Source organism: Bacillus mycoides, from assembly GCF_018742245.1.
Classification (GTDB): domain Bacteria; phylum Bacillota; class Bacilli; order Bacillales; family Bacillaceae_G; genus Bacillus_A; species Bacillus_A cereus_U.
This window is the reverse complement of sequence record NZ_CP036132.1, coordinates 1,429,846-1,444,749: the sequence shown is the minus strand read 5'-3', so window position 1 is coordinate 1,444,749 and position 14,904 is coordinate 1,429,846. Positions and strand designations below refer to the sequence as shown.

Sequence of the window (14,904 nt, the reverse complement as noted above, 5' to 3'; positions counted from 1 at the left end):
TTCCTTTACACATATAAAAGAGGAGAGTGCGTGAAATGAAACAAGCAGGACAACCTATTCAAAACGAAAAACAATTAGAAACTATCAAAAATATACTTTTACAATCTTCGAAACGTGATGGCTTATTATTCGTATTAGCTGTAAATTCTGGCTTAAAAGTAAGTGAAATCTTACAATTAAAAGTTAGTGATGTAATCGATGAAAATGAAAATGTTCGCCATTCCATTTTATTTTACAATGAAAAAGTAAAGAAACATAAATGGTTTGCTGTAAATGAAGACTTACAGCACGCAATCGAAGACTACATGAAAGAACGTAAAACTTGGAAACGTAATGAACCATTATTAAAGTCTCAAAAAGGAACAAAGTCTATTACGAGACAACATGCATGGTACATTTTAAACAAAGCTGCAAAAGAAGTTGGATTAGAAGGGATTAGCTCACATACACTTCGAAAAACTTGGGGCTATTGTGCATACAAATCAGGTGTTGATATTGCATTTTTACAACACTTCTTTGATCACAGTACTCCATCAAAAACTTTAAAGTATATCGGTATTGCTTAATAACTCTTATACATAAAAAAGGTTACCATTTGTAAATTTGGTAACCTTTTTTATGTTTCATATTCTCTTTTCTTGTCTCTCCTATACTGTAGTGGTACTCTAATAGTAAGGGGGAGAAATTATGAACACATTAACAATTGAATTACCGAAAGAAACGGCTGAAAAACTTGATTTATTAAAGAAATCTTATGAAAAGAAAACAGGTGCTACAATTTCTGAAAGCACTCTTGTTCAAACACTTATCTCAAAGGAATTTATCCAAGCGATAACTCCTTTTGATTTACAACAATTCGTCAATGGAAAAGAACAGCAGTAATCGCTGTTCTTTTTTTATTTATTTTCAAAATATCAAAAGTTTTTTATTTATTTTCCGAAAAACTATTGACTATGATAATGATAACCATTATCATTTATTATGAAGCCAACAATTGATGAATCAACCAAACGCTCAGTAACATTGTTACCCCTCTTTTTCATATAGAAAAGCATTATACATTCCCCCTGTTTGTACAGTGCTTTTCTTGTTTGTATTTATTCAAATAAATTTAATTGCTCTGGTTTCGGCTCGCCATATGTAATATTCGCCATTTCCATCAACTGTTTCGCATTGTCCGCCGCATCCCCACCCGAATTATTGTTAAACAAAACGTATATGTCCTTAGTCTTTTTTTTCAATTGCTCTAATCGGTTTACCCATTCTTTCAACTCATTATTATTGTAGCGATATAAACAACGAACCGCTCTCCAATTTTCTCCTTTGTCAAGCCATCCATGAACATTCCGGCCATGAAAACGTATTAACGCCATGTCTGAATTTGTTGCCTCTAATACAAGCGGTACTGATCCTATTCCTGCCTGAGGCTCATCGCAAATTGTATGAATCCATTTTTCTTGTTCTAAAAATTGTAACGTCTTATCTCTCATTTCTGGATAAAACCATGTTTGATTTCGAAATTCTATTGCACATGGGAAATCTTCCATTTTTTCTTTCGTGTACCGAAGTAAATCTACATTTTTCACTTTACAATCGAACCATGGTGGATATTGAAATAAAATCATTTTTAATTTATTCGCTTCTATTAAAGGAAGAATTGATTGTTTATACACATCAAACATCTCATCGAACGTAGAAAAAGGGATTTCCCCTTTCATATGTCCTGTCATTCCTTGATAAGCTTTTACTATAAAAGAAAAATCTTTCGGCGTTTCCATCGCCCATTTTGTATAATTCCGCGCAGGTTGTATCGCATAAAATGAACTATCTACTTCCACAATGGGAAAATGTTCACTATAAGTTCGCAATTTATTTCTATTTTCATAGGGATTACTATATAAAGAATCATGATCTCCCCATCCCGTCACTCCAATAAAAAACAAATGAATTCCTCCCTTCCCAACTTCAGCTTACACTCATTCTATATTACTTCACAAAAATACCATCCGATCACTTTCATAAAGTCGCTCTTCCTTTAAGAGTATCCGTATAAAAATATGATATACTAGATGGAAGAATTTTTAAATTGAGGAGTTATTTATTTATGCTTCAAGACGATATTATTTTATCTCATGAAAATCGAATAAAAGAATTGGAAAATAAAGTACGGTTATATGAAGAACTTGTAAATCAATTACCACATCATTTCACATATAAAAATCCACATATTGGTTTGCAAATAAAAAAAACGAGAACATCTCATTCTATTCAACACATACAACAAAAAGATAAAGAGCCTACCTTTCAGCTTACTTGCGATTCACTATTTTTATTTGAACAACTAGAAAAACATTTTGTTCATATTTTCGATGCATTCTCGCATCACGTCACTTTTATTGATAATAAAGGCAACATTACATTATGTAATCAAGCTGCAGCAGATGATTTTGGTGTAATACGAAATTCTATAATTGGAAAACCAATTCAACAATTACTAAACTTACCTGAAGAACAAATTAAAGCTATTGAAACGTTAAAAACGGGAACCGAAATATATAATGAGGAAGTGTTAGACAAAAACTATGGCATCGTAAATAACCGTATTATTCGTGATTATAATGGGGAGATTTTTCGAGTTATTAGTGTATTTCATTATTTAAATACAGAACGTGATGCCGAAAAGTTTTCCCTAGCTGGGCGAATTGCAGCTGGGATTGCACATGAAGTACGAAATCCCCTTACAACGGTACGTGGGTACTTGCAATTTCTACAAGATAGCGTTTCTCCATCCAATAAAGAATTGTTTAAAAGTCTACTCATCCCTGAATTAGATCGTGCCAATAGTATTATTACAAAATTTTTAGCTATTTCAAAAACGCGTGAATTTACTAGAGAACATTTTCCAATCAATACGTTTTTACGTGAGTATATTCAACAACTACTTGCTAGTGAAGTTTTTTTGCACAACATTTCTATTGACTATGATTTTTCTACCGAATTAGATGGTGTACTCGTCAATATTGATCGCCATGAACTCGTGCAAGTTTTTTTAAATTTATTTCAAAATGCTGTCGACGCTCAAGGTGAAGAACCTCTTTCTATTCAAATTACTAGTTATCGCTTAGATAATTTTGTTCGTATTACTTTCAAAGATAATGGAACCGGCATTCCTCCAGCTATTCAAGAATATATATTTGATCCGTTTTTCTCTACAAAAGACTCAGGAACGGGACTGGGATTATCAGTAACGAAGAAAATTATTCAAAATCATAATGGCACATTAAAAGTTACTAGTGATCACAGTGGGACAACTTTTACAATATCTATCCCATTGTTGCCCAAAAGAGATAATTGAAGTGTCGATAAACAAAAACAGTGGGGGCAGTTAAAAACTGCCCCCACTGTTTTTGTTTAACTCATCATTTTCCTAAAAAACTATATAAAATGAAACTTTAATCAGCGTTTTTTGCATCTCCTACTGCTTATTAACCCCAACTAATCAGCCTTTTGCTAGATAGAAATCCTTCAATCTCTTTAATTCCCCTTACTAAGTAAGTAGGTAAAACCCTTATTTTTTTTGAAATAGTAGTTTGTCCATCACGAATTTAGTTTTATTTTCATTTTATTATATTGAGACTATTTATTCTATAAAAGAAAGGAATGAAAAGATGAACAATAATAATAAAGGGAAAGTATTCTTCGGTAACGATTGTTGCGAAGTCCGGGCTTGTAGTTTTATTAACATCTCTAAATCTGAACTTAAAGAATTTATTAAAATCCTTCAAGCTCTTGGACAAAATATTAAAGATATATTCCAAAATCCTTCTCAAAGTAATATTGATAAACTTATAGCTACCCTAGATAATCTACAAAAATCCCTCAAATGTTTAGACTTATCACCTGCACAAGAAAAAATCGGAACTTCTATTATTACTAACCTATTAACTATTCTAAAAACAAAACCTTTCTCGTGCGGAGCATTATACGTTGAACTGCAAAGCCTGCTTAATTTTTTACTGTATATCGCTAAGTTATTTAAAGTTAATTGCTGTACTATCGACAAACTTGTTAAGCTGATTATAGAAATCCAAACCATTTTAGTTAAATATGGCTCTGGTTGCCTTGGTGGAGGTGCTACTGGTGCTACCGGCGCTACTGGACCTCAAGGACTTCGTGGCGTTACTGGTGCTACCGGCGCTACTGGACCTCAAGGACTTCGTGGTCCTACTGGTGCTACCGGCGCTACTGGACCTCAAGGACTTCGTGGTCCTACTGGTGCTACCGGCGCTACTGGACCTCAAGGACTTCGTGGCGTTACTGGTGCTACCGGTGCTACTGGACCTCAAGGACTTCGTGGCGCTACTGGACCGTCGGGCACACCACTCCCTGTAACTATAGCAGCAATAGGAAATTCTAATCCACAAACTATATCACCTGGAACAAATATCCAATTCAATCAAGTTTTCGAACTAAATAATCTCTCTTTTAATGACACTTCAGATACTTTAACTATTTTAGAAACAGGAGTATACGATATTAGTTTCTCAGCATCTACAACCTTCCCGGGTTCTTCACCGTTTGGATTCGGTATTTCATTCAACGGTCAACCACCTACTCGTAATTTTTCAACTAACGTTATCGGTAGTGCGGTTTCTTTCTCCACAATTATTACTTTAACAGCTGGTACAACAATCTCTGTACAACCTACAGTAAATACTATTTCCATCCCTAACACTGGTGACACAACAGCTACACTATCAGTCTTCCGAATTTACTAACTTTTAGTTTTTATCTTATTTTTGAAAGACAAAGAATGTTTAATTTATAGTAATTTGTATTATTTTGATTGCATGTTAAATCTCTCTTTTAATAAAAAGGAGCACTTATTTTGGAGGATAAGTGCTCCTTCTTTACGTTTCTTTACTTCAAATTTACTCTAGCTTAATCCTCTTTTTGTATGATAAATAGTGAAGACAAAGACATGAAAGAGGGATGATAATGAGAATTATATCACTGACACGTTTTTGGTTTGTTCTTATGGTTTGCATAATTTTATGTATAGGGTTTCTTTTAACTCTAAAATATTCAAATGTTTCAAAAGCAGAAAGAAAAACAATTCCATACGAACTTCTGTATACAAAACAAAACAACATCCCGTATTCCTCTTCCACACAAAATGAAAAAAAAGTTATAAAAGGAATGCTTATTACAGAAGCTTCTAGTTATGAAAACCTACTTCAAATCGCTGAAACGATTAAAGATCAATATAAAAATAAAGACGTTGATGAAATAACACTCTCTATCCATAATGAAAATACTGGAAGTTTCGAAGAGGAATTACCATATGAACCTATTAGTAAAGGAATAATAACCGTCACGTTTGATTCTCAATCCTTCGGCAGGACCAATGTTACGCTAAATAAATAAACTGAAGCTTTAATAAGTGGCGCTTTTCCCATCCCCACTTATTATTAAGTTAAACCAATCAAATTTTTATAGGCAGCTCCATTCTCACCTAACTTCTTTTCTGTTTCCACATTTTGAATCGAGATAAAATCACTCATTTCTCATAAAAAAGAGGCGAACTCGTTATTCGCCTCTTTTTTTACCAAAATGGAATCCACTCTTTTACTTTATCTATCCATTCATTTTGCTGTTCTTTTCTTTGTTCTTCCTCTTCTTTTCGTTTTCTCTCTTCTTCTTTCCTTCGTTTTTCTTCCTCAATCGTTTTTAATTGTTTTGTATAATCCGCCTCAGGTATTAGTGATAACTGAAATGCCTTTTGAGTTGGATTTCCATTCGCTTTCTTCATAATGTCCCGGAACATTGTCGTTGTAATTTGGCTGCCTCCTGGCACATAATGCTCACTATCCGTTTTATCATACCCTACCCAAATCGCACCTACTAAATCCGGTGTGTATCCAACAAACCACGAATCCTTCGCACCAGTGCTTGGTCCATTTACAAGCTGGGTAGTCCCTGTCTTGCCTGCGGTATCGATATTATTAACTTTCGCTTTTTCACCTGTTCCCCTTTCAATAACACCTTTTAATAAGTATGTCATCTTTTGGGCAACTTTCTCATTCGTCACACGAGTTTCTTTCTTATACCATTTTCCAATTGTTTCCCCTTCAGCATTTTGGATTTCTCTAATGGCATGAGCTTCTACTTGGACACCATCATTTGCAAATGCGCTATACGCTTGAGCCATTACAAATGGTGAAGTTCCTACATGCATACCCCCTAAAGCAATCGGATACGTACGGTCTTCAGGATCTAATGGAATACCAAACCGCTCTAAAGATTTCAATCCTTTATCTAATCCAATTTGCTCTAATAGCCAAACTGCTGAAACATTGTATGACTTTGCCACTGCTTCATACATCGTTACATTACCATGGAACGTATGATCACTATTTTGTGGTGCATATTCTTTAATATTAAACGGTTCATCTTTTAAGACATCGTATACTTCATACCCTTGCTCTAACGCTGGTACATACACTGCAAGAGGCTTTAACGTTGAACCTGGCTGTCTTTTTAATTGTGTTGCATGATTAAACTGTAAAAATTGATAAGGACCTCTACCTCCAACTAAAGCCGGAACACCGCCAGTTTTTGGATTCATAAGGACCACTCCAGTTTGCATAAGCTGATCTGAACCACTACCTTTAAAATAACTATCATTATTCACAACATCTTCAACCGCTTGTTGTTTTTTCGGGTCAAGTTCCGTATAAATACGATAACCACCTGCTAAAATTTCATTTTGTGTTAATTCATACTTGTCCATCGCTTCTCTAACAATATAATCTACGTATTGAGAATATTTCCCCTTATATTTATCGTCAACACCACGTCGTAATACAAGACCTGATTCTTTCTCCTGACTATATTGTTCTTCAGAAATATACCCTTGCTCCTTCATTAAACCTAATACGACATTACGTCTTTCAATTGATTTATTAAAGTTTTTATACGGCGAATATGCAGATGGCGCTTTAATTAATCCTGCAATCGTTGCAGCTTCTGAAATTGTTAAGTCTTTTACCTCTTTATCAAAATACGATTTAGCTGCTCTTTTTATCCCCCAAGCACCTTCACCAAAATAAATTTGATTCATATACATTTCTATAATTTCATCTTTTGAATAAGTACGCTCTATTTTTTTTGTTAAAAAGTATTCCTTTATTTTACGTGAGTATGTGCGATCTTGTGTCAAAAATACATTTTTTGCAAGTTGTTGTGTAATTGTACTACCACCTGCCACAACTTCACCAGCTGTAATGTTCTTAAATACAGCACTTATGATTCCACTATAGTAAATACCATGATGACTAAAAAATTCCTTATCTTCTACTGCAACAATTGCTTGAACCATAATATCAGGAATATCTTTCCTTTTAACTCCTTCTGTTTTAGAAGAAGCTAATTTAGTCGCAACTTCATTATTTGCATCATAAATTAAAGTTGGTTGTGGAACAGCTTGTTTTAATTCAGATATATCTTGAATGGAAATTATTATATTTACAACAATAAATAGAGTAGCAAGTAAACTTCCCAATACAATTAATGAATTGCGTAGTTTCTTCCTCTTATTGAACCACTCAAGCATTTTTTTAAAGTGAGTGTTCTTCAATTTCATTCGTTCACTTCCTTCATTTGTTTACACTCTTTTTTTAAAAGGAAGAATATACCTCCTTTTAAATTTATTATAATAACGTAGTCATTCCTATAGTGTAAAGCTTTTCTTTCACATTCATACTTTTCACAAGAAAAGGACATTCTACAAGTAAGATATTCACTATTCAGTATTAATATTATTAATACAACAATGTGAGTTATGTTAAGTTTTTGTAAACTTTTCGATAAAATGTTTTAAAAAACGACAGTTTTTTGTTAGAATTGATTAGCCAATATATTTTACATATATTACTTTTGTGGGGGTAACAATAATGGTCTTTAAATCAAAGAAAGATAAATTTTCTGAAATGCTAATGAATGTTTCCGAAAATTTAAAAGAAGGCGCGCAGTTTTTCGTGGAGTATAAAATTAAAAATGCTAGCGATTTAAAAGAGTTTTCTATGCGCATGAAAGAGTATGAGTCAAAAGGTGACTCATTCATTCACGAAATCATTATGGAGCTAAACAAAGCGTTTATTACTCCTATTGAACGTGAAGACATCCTACAGCTTGCAATGAGTATGGATGATGTATTAGACGGATTAGATCACAGTGCTGGTCTATTCGAAATGTATTCTATTACAGAAGCTGATGAATACATGATTAAATTCGTTGAAGCAATTAATCAATGTGCAATTGAGATTGCAAATTCTGTTGAACTACTGTCTAAAAAGAAATTAGTCGATATTCGTACAAATGCGATTAAGATTAAGGATTACGAGTCACAATGTGATGATATTCGCCGTCATGCGATTAAGCATCTATTCTCTCGTGAGAAAGATCCGATTAAGATTATTCAATTTAAAGAGATTTACGAAGAGCTTGAAGAAGTAGCTGATAGCTGTCAAAGCGTTGCAAACGTATTAGAAACAATCATTATGAAGAACGCGTAAGGAGTTTGATCATGGATACACTCTTGATACTGACCGTTTTAGTAGTCATTTGCGCTTTAGCTTTTGACTTTATCAATGGATTTCACGATACAGCAAACGCTATTGCAACGGCTGTTTCAACGAAAGCTCTAAAGCCTAGACATGCAATTATTATGGCAGCTATTATGAACTTTTTAGGTGCGATGACATTTACAGGTGTAGCAAAAACTATTACAAAAGATATCGTTGACCCGTTTGCCTTGCCAAATGGTTCTCTTGTAATTTTAGCTGCTTTACTTGCGGCAATAGCTTGGAATTTGATTACTTGGTACTATGGTATTCCAAGTAGTTCTTCTCATGCAATTATTGGCGCAATCGCAGGTGCAGCAATTGCTGCTGCTGGTATTAGCTCATTAAACTATAAAGGGTTTATAAAAATTCTTGAAGCTTTAATCATTTCACCGATTATCGCCTTTGTTATTGGTTACATCGTATATAGTATTTTTAAAGTGGTCTTTAAAAACTTTAACTTAACGAAAACGAACAAGAACTTCCGTATATTCCAGATTTTCACTGCAGCATTACAAGCTTACACACATGGTACGAATGATGCACAAAAAGCAATGGGAATCATTACGATGGCTCTTATGGCCAATAACTATCATACTTCTGACGACATCCCGTTCTGGGTACAATTATGTTGTGCAATCGCAATGGGTCTTGGTACTTCTGTCGGTGGATGGAAAATCATTAAAACTGTCGGTGGACAAATTATGAAAATTCGTCCTGTAAATGGTGTAGCTGCTGATTTATCATCATCACTTGTTATTTTCGGCGCAACATTCATTCACTTACCGGTTAGTACAACGCACGTTATCTCTTCTTCTATTTTAGGGGTTGGTGCTTCACATCGTGTGAAAGGTGTAAAATGGGGAACTGCAAAACGCATGTTAATTACATGGGTTATTACACTTCCTATTTCAGCTTCTTTAGCTGCATTATTTTACTACTTATTACACTTAATCTTTTAATCAAAAGTCGTCTTCCTTATTTTTCTAGGAAGACGACTTTTTTGTGAACAAGCCTATTTCTTATTAAAAAGCGTGTATAATGATTGATGGATAAGTTATATAGAGGAGTTGACAATTTTGGAATACATCATGTTACTTTTCATCGGATTAATCGCCGGGACAGTCGGGAGCCTAGTCGGACTTGGAGGCGGAATTATTATCGTTCCGTTATTAATTGGATTACACAGTTTATCACCACAACTCGCAGTAGGAACTTCTATGGTAACCGTCGTTTTTACGGGGCTGTCTTCTACCCTTACTTATATGAAACATAAACGGGTAGATTATAAAAGTGGACTTATTTTATTTATCGGGAGTGGCCCTGGTGGTATCATCGGATCATGGGCAAACAAATTTTTAAACCAAGATACATTTTCTTTATACTTTGGGATTTTTCTTATATTCGTCTCCATTCTTCTTATACTACGAGACAAATTGAAACCTCTTTCCCTATCAAATATGACTGTAATTAAGCGATCTTTTACAGATAACGAAGGAAATACTGTAGACTATCAATTTCCACCATTTCTCGCTATCTTTATTGCCTTTATAGTTGGATTTATATCCGGATTATTTGGAATCGGTGGTGGTGCCTTACTTGTGCCAGCGATGATGCTCCTTTTTGCGTTCCCAGCACACATTGCTGTAGCAACTTCAATGTTTATCGTATTTCTCTCAGCAATTGTAAGTTCTTTAACTCACATCTCTCTAGGAAATGTCAGCTGGGCTTATGCATTAATTCTTATTCCTGGTGCATGGATTGGCGGAAAAATCGGGGCTTATATTAACACAAAATTAAGTGGTAATGCAGTAATTAATTTATTACGTATCACATTAATTATTCTTGGAACTAGATTAATCATTACTTCATTTTTATAACGCGTTCTTTCTAGAATGCGTTTTTTCTTATACACATGAATATAAAAAGGCTCCTAGGAGAACAAATAAAACTAAACAAACACTTAATAGCATAAAATTTGAAATATGTAATTTCTTCAAGTTGATCACTCCTATAGCTATGACTGTTATCTTTATGATAGCGAAAAAACAGTTATCTTACAGTTACAAAGTGCTAACAATGCAAAATCATTTATTACAAATTTTATCCTTATATTTCATTTCTTTGTATAATCTATCGATTCAATAAAAAAAGATGTCATATTGACATCTTTTTAGTGAAGAAGTGACCATCCCATAAAGTCTTCATGTACTTGGCACGCCCTCTTATCGTTTCGATCATATAATTCAGCATAACTATCTGTTTCTTCATCATAAGCCATCGTATAAATAATTTGGCCGTCTATTTCAACGGATAAAACGACTCCACCTTTCATCTCTTCTACATGAATGATAGCATTCGCCGGAATTCTCATATCCGTCATCTTCATCGCATCTAACAATATACTAAACCCCCTACAGCGTATTCATTGCTAGTACTATTACACACTAAATAGTATACTACTGTAATAGCATACATTTCGTCAATGAAATTGCTGTTTAAAAAGCATATTGTCTTTACACATATACGCTAAAATATAAGAAATAGAAATATTTTAATGGGGGGCTAACATTGATTCTACATAAGGGAGATCTATTATTCCGTCAAGGTGAGGACGGTCCATTATATTTTATAAAAACAGGTTTATTAAAAGTTATTCGGTTAGAAGAAGACGGAACACCATTTTTATTTAATATTATCGTTCCTGGTGAAACGATACCTCACCATTCTTTAATTTCACCGAAAGAATATCACGGTACAGCTATCGCTTTAATGAAAACAGAAGTGGAGCCTATAATTAGCAATGAATGGTACGACAAACTTCAAGAAAATCCTGCATCATATGAAAATATCGCTATACAATTACAATCGAAGTTAAGAATGATGCAACAGCGTATCGATCAATTGACAACTGTCTCTCCTAAAGAGCGCCTTCATCGTTTACAAGAATGGTTCACCTTATATTTAGGTGACATCCCTATTTATGAAATATTAACACAAACTGAAATTGGTCAGCTCATAGGTGTACGCCGCGAAACAGTTAATCGCTTATTAAGAGAACAAGCAAAAAACGAGGTAAAATAATACCTCGTTTTTTGCTTGGCAACATTAATCTATTGTAAGCTTGCTGCGGGACCGAAAAATTCATAATGAATGTTCTCTTGTTTAACACCCAAATCAATTAATGCAGCATTTATATGCTTCATAAATGGTACTGGACCGCAGAAATAAAATTCTGCTTCAGTTGTTGGAATAATAGTTTGTAACCATTCACGTTCAATGAATCCTTCTTTATCAAAATTCTTCATTTCCACATCTTGCTCTGTCGGTGAAGAATAGCAAGTATATGCTTTAACTTGTTCATACTCTTTTTCTACTGTCTCAACATGCTCTTTCATCGCATGTGTATTACTATTTATCGCCGCATGAACAAAGCATACATTACGCTTTGATTCTTGTTCAATTAGCGTATTTAACATGCTCATCATCGGTGTAATCCCTACCCCACCACTAATTAGTACAACAGGTAATGTTGAATCCATATTTAATACGAAATCTCCCGCTGGTGCACTTACTGGTAAGACATCTCCTTCCCCTACATGATCATGTAAGTAATTAGATACTTTACCATCTGGTGTATCTACACCTTTTTCTTTCTTTACACTAATACGATAATATTCTTTTCCTGGAGCATCAGACAAGCTATATTGACGATTATGTGTATATGTTTCACCTTTAATATTTATTTGAATCGTTACATATTGTCCTGGGATGAATGAAGAAACTTTCCCGCCATCTTCAGGTTTTAAATAAAATGATGTAATAACGTCGCTTTCCTTCACTTTTTTAACAATCACAAAGTTGCGGAAATCTTTCCATCCACCTTCTTTATGTGCAGCTTCTTCATACATACCCGCTTCAATGCTAATGAATGCATCAGCAATGACGCCATACGCTTCTCCCCATGCATTTAAAACTTCATCAGGTGCGCCCGCGACCTCTTTAATCGCTCGTAGTAAGCATGTACCTACTATTGGATAATGCTCTGCTTTAATACCTAAACTTCTATGCTTATGACCGATTTGTTTTACAACTGGAATAATAGCTTCTAAATTATCAATGTACGTTGCAGCTGCATAAACAGCGTTTGCTAACGCTTGTTGTTGTCTTCCCTTTTTCTGATTCGTATGGTTGAAAATATTCAATAACTCCGGATGTTCCGAAAATAAAATTTGATAAAATCTCGTTGTAATTTCAACGCCTTTTTCCTGTAATAACGGTACTGTTGACTTTACGATTTCAATTGTTTTTGCACTTAACATTGTATCCCACTCCTCTATTTCCTTAACTGTTTTTAGTTTAACTGAATTGTATAATACATATTGTGATTTTAATCACTATTAACACGGTGTTTTTGTGAAAAATATATGAACAATGCACATATTAAGTAAATTTTAATTAGCCCTCATTAATTGTGCTCAAAAAAAGCTAACTAGAATTCTAGCTAGCCTACTACTTTATTTGTATCGCTTGTTCAATTACTCTTATATTCTGCCCATCTCCAAACTCTGTATACCCCCATATATTCGTTTCACCTTTATATTTATTCACAAGTATATCCAGGTCATGGTATACGCGATGAGCATAGATTACATACTCCATATTCTGAAGCTCCACACCTTTTTTTACAATTTCATAACTTCTATTCACATCGCGTTTTATTTTTTCATTTTTTATTTCTTTATGTATATTTTTTAAAGAGGCTTCTTGCTCTTGAAACCATTGTTTAAAATGTTTCCAATCCCCATCTGTATATTTCTCTGCCTTACCATAATTCAAGAAATTATTATAACTTTCATGTGTCGTACGAACAAAATCGAGTGTCTTCTTCTTCTCTTGCACCTCTTCTATTTGTGCTACTGTATTTACTCCAGCAGACTTATTCGCATAATATAATAGTACTTTCATAAGACTATAGCTCGCTATTGCCATCACAGTAATAGTTACCAATACACTTAACAATTTCTTCATATACAGAACCCCTTTTCTACTATGAATATTACAATGTACTGTTCCACTTGTAACATTCTCTCGTAGAAATGTAATTCCTGTTTAAATCCTTTTTTTCATTTCGACACTATTTTTCTACAAACTTCTCCTTGGTAAATGCTCTTGTAAAACAACATAACCTTCATAAGCTGTATAACCGAGTATAGCCATTAATCCGATATAACAAGCAAATACTGTCCATTTCGTTTTCGTATCGACTTTATAATAATTTTCTTGTTGTTCTTTTTCTGTTTCCCATTCATTTAATTTTCTTTCTGACATTTCAAATGCTTCTCTTATATGAATTGTATGCATTTCTTTTTCATCTTCATATGGGACATAATCAAGTGGCTCAAACTTTGGTAAAAGGTACTCTAGAACTTCAATCTTTTGAAGTCCTCCTGTTTTTAGTTCTTTTTCACGTTCTCTTTGTCTTAATACATTCATCTCATGGTGAATCATATAAATCGTTCGATGCACCGCACCAGTTTCTTTTAATTCCTCTTCAAGCCTAGTAACATATTTTTTCATTCCATCGATTCTATATCCTAATTCCTTAATCGGCTCATCTCTCTTTATTACTCTATATAGTTCCATACAGCCGATAATAAAAATAAATCCTCCTAAAATACTCTTGAAGTAAATAGAATAGCCGAGTAGTAAAACTAGCCCTGCTCCCCAAATTTTCGTGCTTACAACTGAAATTATTCGTCCACCATCTAACGGAGAAACTGGAATTAAGTTAAAGAAATTAATCATACTTCCAAGTAAAATAATAAGCGCCCAAAACGGCTCTTTCGTTATTATATACAGTGGGATCGCGGGTAAAAATGAAAGCAATCCGAAAAGAGGTCCCATATATGCAATGTAAGCTTCATCTTTTGCATTTTTCGGCATCTCTTTCATCCCAATAAGAGCTCCCATAAATGGTATGAAGATTGCTGGCGATGTTGGTATACCTTTCTTTCTCGCTGCCCATAAATGCCCCATCTCATGTACAAACAATAAATACACGAGTGCTACCCCAAACTTCCAACCATATATGACTGCGTATGCACCAAGCGATAAAAACATACTAAATACTGTTGAAAATTTTGCTAACTTAAAAATTGCAAATACCCATTTTAACTTAGATAGCAAAAATAACCCTATTGCAACAATAATTCCCCATAACCCTTTTTTATTATTTTTCATATTCCTCTCCTTTACCTCGCTTTACTGAGCCATATAC

Annotated in this window: 15 protein-coding genes; 9 read left to right on the top strand and 6 right to left on the bottom strand. The window is 34.1% G+C overall.

The genetic code is table 11. The features are described from left to right. The first annotated feature begins 35 nt into the window (after positions 1 to 35). Both EXW56_RS07360 and EXW56_RS07355 read left to right on the top strand, forming a co-directional pair. Complete coding sequence (locus EXW56_RS07360) at positions 36 to 566, top strand: tyrosine-type recombinase/integrase (protein WP_000806236.1); 531 nt, start codon at positions 36 to 38, stop codon at positions 564 to 566. A 121-nt stretch (positions 567 to 687) separates the two neighbouring features. Beyond that, positions 688 to 882, top strand: coding sequence for a DUF3924 family protein (locus EXW56_RS07355; RefSeq protein ID WP_002149425.1), 195 nt, complete (start codon positions 688 to 690; stop codon positions 880 to 882). A 215-nt stretch (positions 883 to 1,097) separates the two neighbouring features. Here EXW56_RS07355 and EXW56_RS07350 read toward each other — a convergent pair whose 3' ends face one another. Then, entirely contained in the window at positions 1,098 to 1,943 is an 846-nt protein-coding gene (locus tag EXW56_RS07350; protein WP_002201167.1) for a DUF72 domain-containing protein, read from the bottom strand. Positions 1,944 to 2,104: 161 nt separating this feature from the next. On the opposite strand from EXW56_RS07350, the gene EXW56_RS07345 reads away from it, so the two are divergent. The 3 genes from EXW56_RS07345 (at position 2,105) to EXW56_RS07335 (ending at position 5,427) form a co-directional block, all read left to right on the top strand. Continuing rightward, a complete protein-coding gene (locus EXW56_RS07345) occupies positions 2,105 to 3,355 on the top strand; it encodes a PAS domain-containing sensor histidine kinase (protein ID WP_002201168.1) in 1,251 nt (416 codons plus the stop codon). 313 nt (positions 3,356 to 3,668) lie between these two features. Next, positions 3,669 to 4,778, top strand: coding sequence for a Gly-Xaa-Xaa repeat protein (locus EXW56_RS07340; protein WP_215597337.1), 1,110 nt, complete (start codon positions 3,669 to 3,671; stop codon positions 4,776 to 4,778). A 220-nt stretch (positions 4,779 to 4,998) separates the two neighbouring features. Continuing rightward, entirely contained in the window at positions 4,999 to 5,427 is a 429-nt protein-coding gene (locus EXW56_RS07335) for a hypothetical protein (protein ID WP_002158629.1), read from the top strand. Between the two features lie 178 nt (positions 5,428 to 5,605). On the opposite strand, the gene EXW56_RS07330 is transcribed toward EXW56_RS07335, so the two are convergent. Further along, positions 5,606 to 7,645, bottom strand: coding sequence for a transglycosylase domain-containing protein (locus EXW56_RS07330; RefSeq protein WP_215597336.1), 2,040 nt, complete (start codon positions 7,643 to 7,645; stop codon positions 5,606 to 5,608). Between the two features lie 310 nt (positions 7,646 to 7,955). On the opposite strand from EXW56_RS07330, the gene EXW56_RS07325 reads away from it, so the two are divergent. The 3 genes from EXW56_RS07325 (at position 7,956) to EXW56_RS07315 (ending at position 10,504) form a co-directional block, all read left to right on the top strand. Beyond that, entirely contained in the window at positions 7,956 to 8,576 is a 621-nt protein-coding gene (locus EXW56_RS07325; RefSeq protein WP_000231445.1) for a DUF47 domain-containing protein, read from the top strand. Positions 8,577 to 8,587: 11 nt separating this feature from the next. After that, on the top strand, positions 8,588 to 9,586 hold the full coding sequence (locus tag EXW56_RS07320) for an inorganic phosphate transporter (RefSeq protein WP_002201172.1): 999 nt from the start codon (positions 8,588 to 8,590) through the stop codon (positions 9,584 to 9,586). Positions 9,587 to 9,703: 117 nt separating this feature from the next. Beyond that, on the top strand, positions 9,704 to 10,504 hold the full coding sequence (locus EXW56_RS07315; protein WP_002158631.1) for a sulfite exporter TauE/SafE family protein: 801 nt from the start codon (positions 9,704 to 9,706) through the stop codon (positions 10,502 to 10,504). 293 nt (positions 10,505 to 10,797) lie between these two features. On the opposite strand, the gene EXW56_RS07310 is transcribed toward EXW56_RS07315, so the two are convergent. Next, positions 10,798 to 11,025, bottom strand: coding sequence for a hypothetical protein (locus EXW56_RS07310; protein ID WP_000883004.1), 228 nt, complete (start codon positions 11,023 to 11,025; stop codon positions 10,798 to 10,800). 170 nt (positions 11,026 to 11,195) lie between these two features. Here EXW56_RS07310 and EXW56_RS07305 point away from each other — a divergent pair, with 170 nt between their 5' ends. Further along, a complete protein-coding gene (locus tag EXW56_RS07305; RefSeq protein WP_002201173.1) occupies positions 11,196 to 11,708 on the top strand; it encodes a Crp/Fnr family transcriptional regulator in 513 nt (170 codons plus the stop codon). A gap of 29 nt (positions 11,709 to 11,737) precedes the next feature. Here EXW56_RS07305 and hmpA read toward each other — a convergent pair whose 3' ends face one another. The 3 genes from hmpA to EXW56_RS07290 form a co-directional block, all read right to left on the bottom strand. Further along, positions 11,738 to 12,946 (bottom strand): NO-inducible flavohemoprotein, encoded by a 1,209-nt coding sequence (gene hmpA / locus EXW56_RS07300; RefSeq protein ID WP_002201174.1) that lies wholly within the window; start codon positions 12,944 to 12,946, stop codon positions 11,738 to 11,740. Positions 12,947 to 13,136: 190 nt separating this feature from the next. Further along, complete coding sequence (locus EXW56_RS07295) at positions 13,137 to 13,655, bottom strand: hypothetical protein (RefSeq protein ID WP_002201175.1); 519 nt, start codon at positions 13,653 to 13,655, stop codon at positions 13,137 to 13,139. A 114-nt stretch (positions 13,656 to 13,769) separates the two neighbouring features. Beyond that, positions 13,770 to 14,867, bottom strand: coding sequence for a site-2 protease family protein (locus EXW56_RS07290; protein WP_002201176.1), 1,098 nt, complete (start codon positions 14,865 to 14,867; stop codon positions 13,770 to 13,772). Positions 14,868 to 14,904: the final 37 nt, after the last annotated feature.

What these genes read in the sequence shown, in the direction of transcription:
- EXW56_RS07360 (WP_000806236.1), top strand. Translation starts at nt 36, where the DNA reads ATGAAACAAGCAGGACAACCTATTCAAAACGAAAAACAATTAGAAACT.
- EXW56_RS07355 (WP_002149425.1), top strand. Translation starts at nt 688, where the DNA reads ATGAACACATTAACAATTGAATTACCGAAAGAAACGGCTGAAAAACTT.
- EXW56_RS07345 (WP_002201168.1), top strand. Translation starts at nt 2,105, where the DNA reads ATGCTTCAAGACGATATTATTTTATCTCATGAAAATCGAATAAAAGAA.
- EXW56_RS07340 (WP_215597337.1), top strand. Translation starts at nt 3,669, where the DNA reads ATGAACAATAATAATAAAGGGAAAGTATTCTTCGGTAACGATTGTTGC.
- EXW56_RS07335 (WP_002158629.1), top strand. Translation starts at nt 4,999, where the DNA reads ATGAGAATTATATCACTGACACGTTTTTGGTTTGTTCTTATGGTTTGC.
- EXW56_RS07330 (WP_215597336.1), bottom strand. Translation starts at nt 7,645, where the DNA reads ATGAAATTGAAGAACACTCACTTTAAAAAAATGCTTGAGTGGTTCAAT.
- EXW56_RS07325 (WP_000231445.1), top strand. Translation starts at nt 7,956, where the DNA reads ATGGTCTTTAAATCAAAGAAAGATAAATTTTCTGAAATGCTAATGAAT.
- EXW56_RS07320 (WP_002201172.1), top strand. Translation starts at nt 8,588, where the DNA reads ATGGATACACTCTTGATACTGACCGTTTTAGTAGTCATTTGCGCTTTA.
- hmpA (WP_002201174.1), bottom strand. Translation starts at nt 12,946, where the DNA reads ATGTTAAGTGCAAAAACAATTGAAATCGTAAAGTCAACAGTACCGTTA.
- EXW56_RS07295 (WP_002201175.1), bottom strand. Translation starts at nt 13,655, where the DNA reads ATGAAGAAATTGTTAAGTGTATTGGTAACTATTACTGTGATGGCAATA.
- EXW56_RS07290 (WP_002201176.1), bottom strand. Translation starts at nt 14,867, where the DNA reads ATGAAAAATAATAAAAAAGGGTTATGGGGAATTATTGTTGCAATAGGG.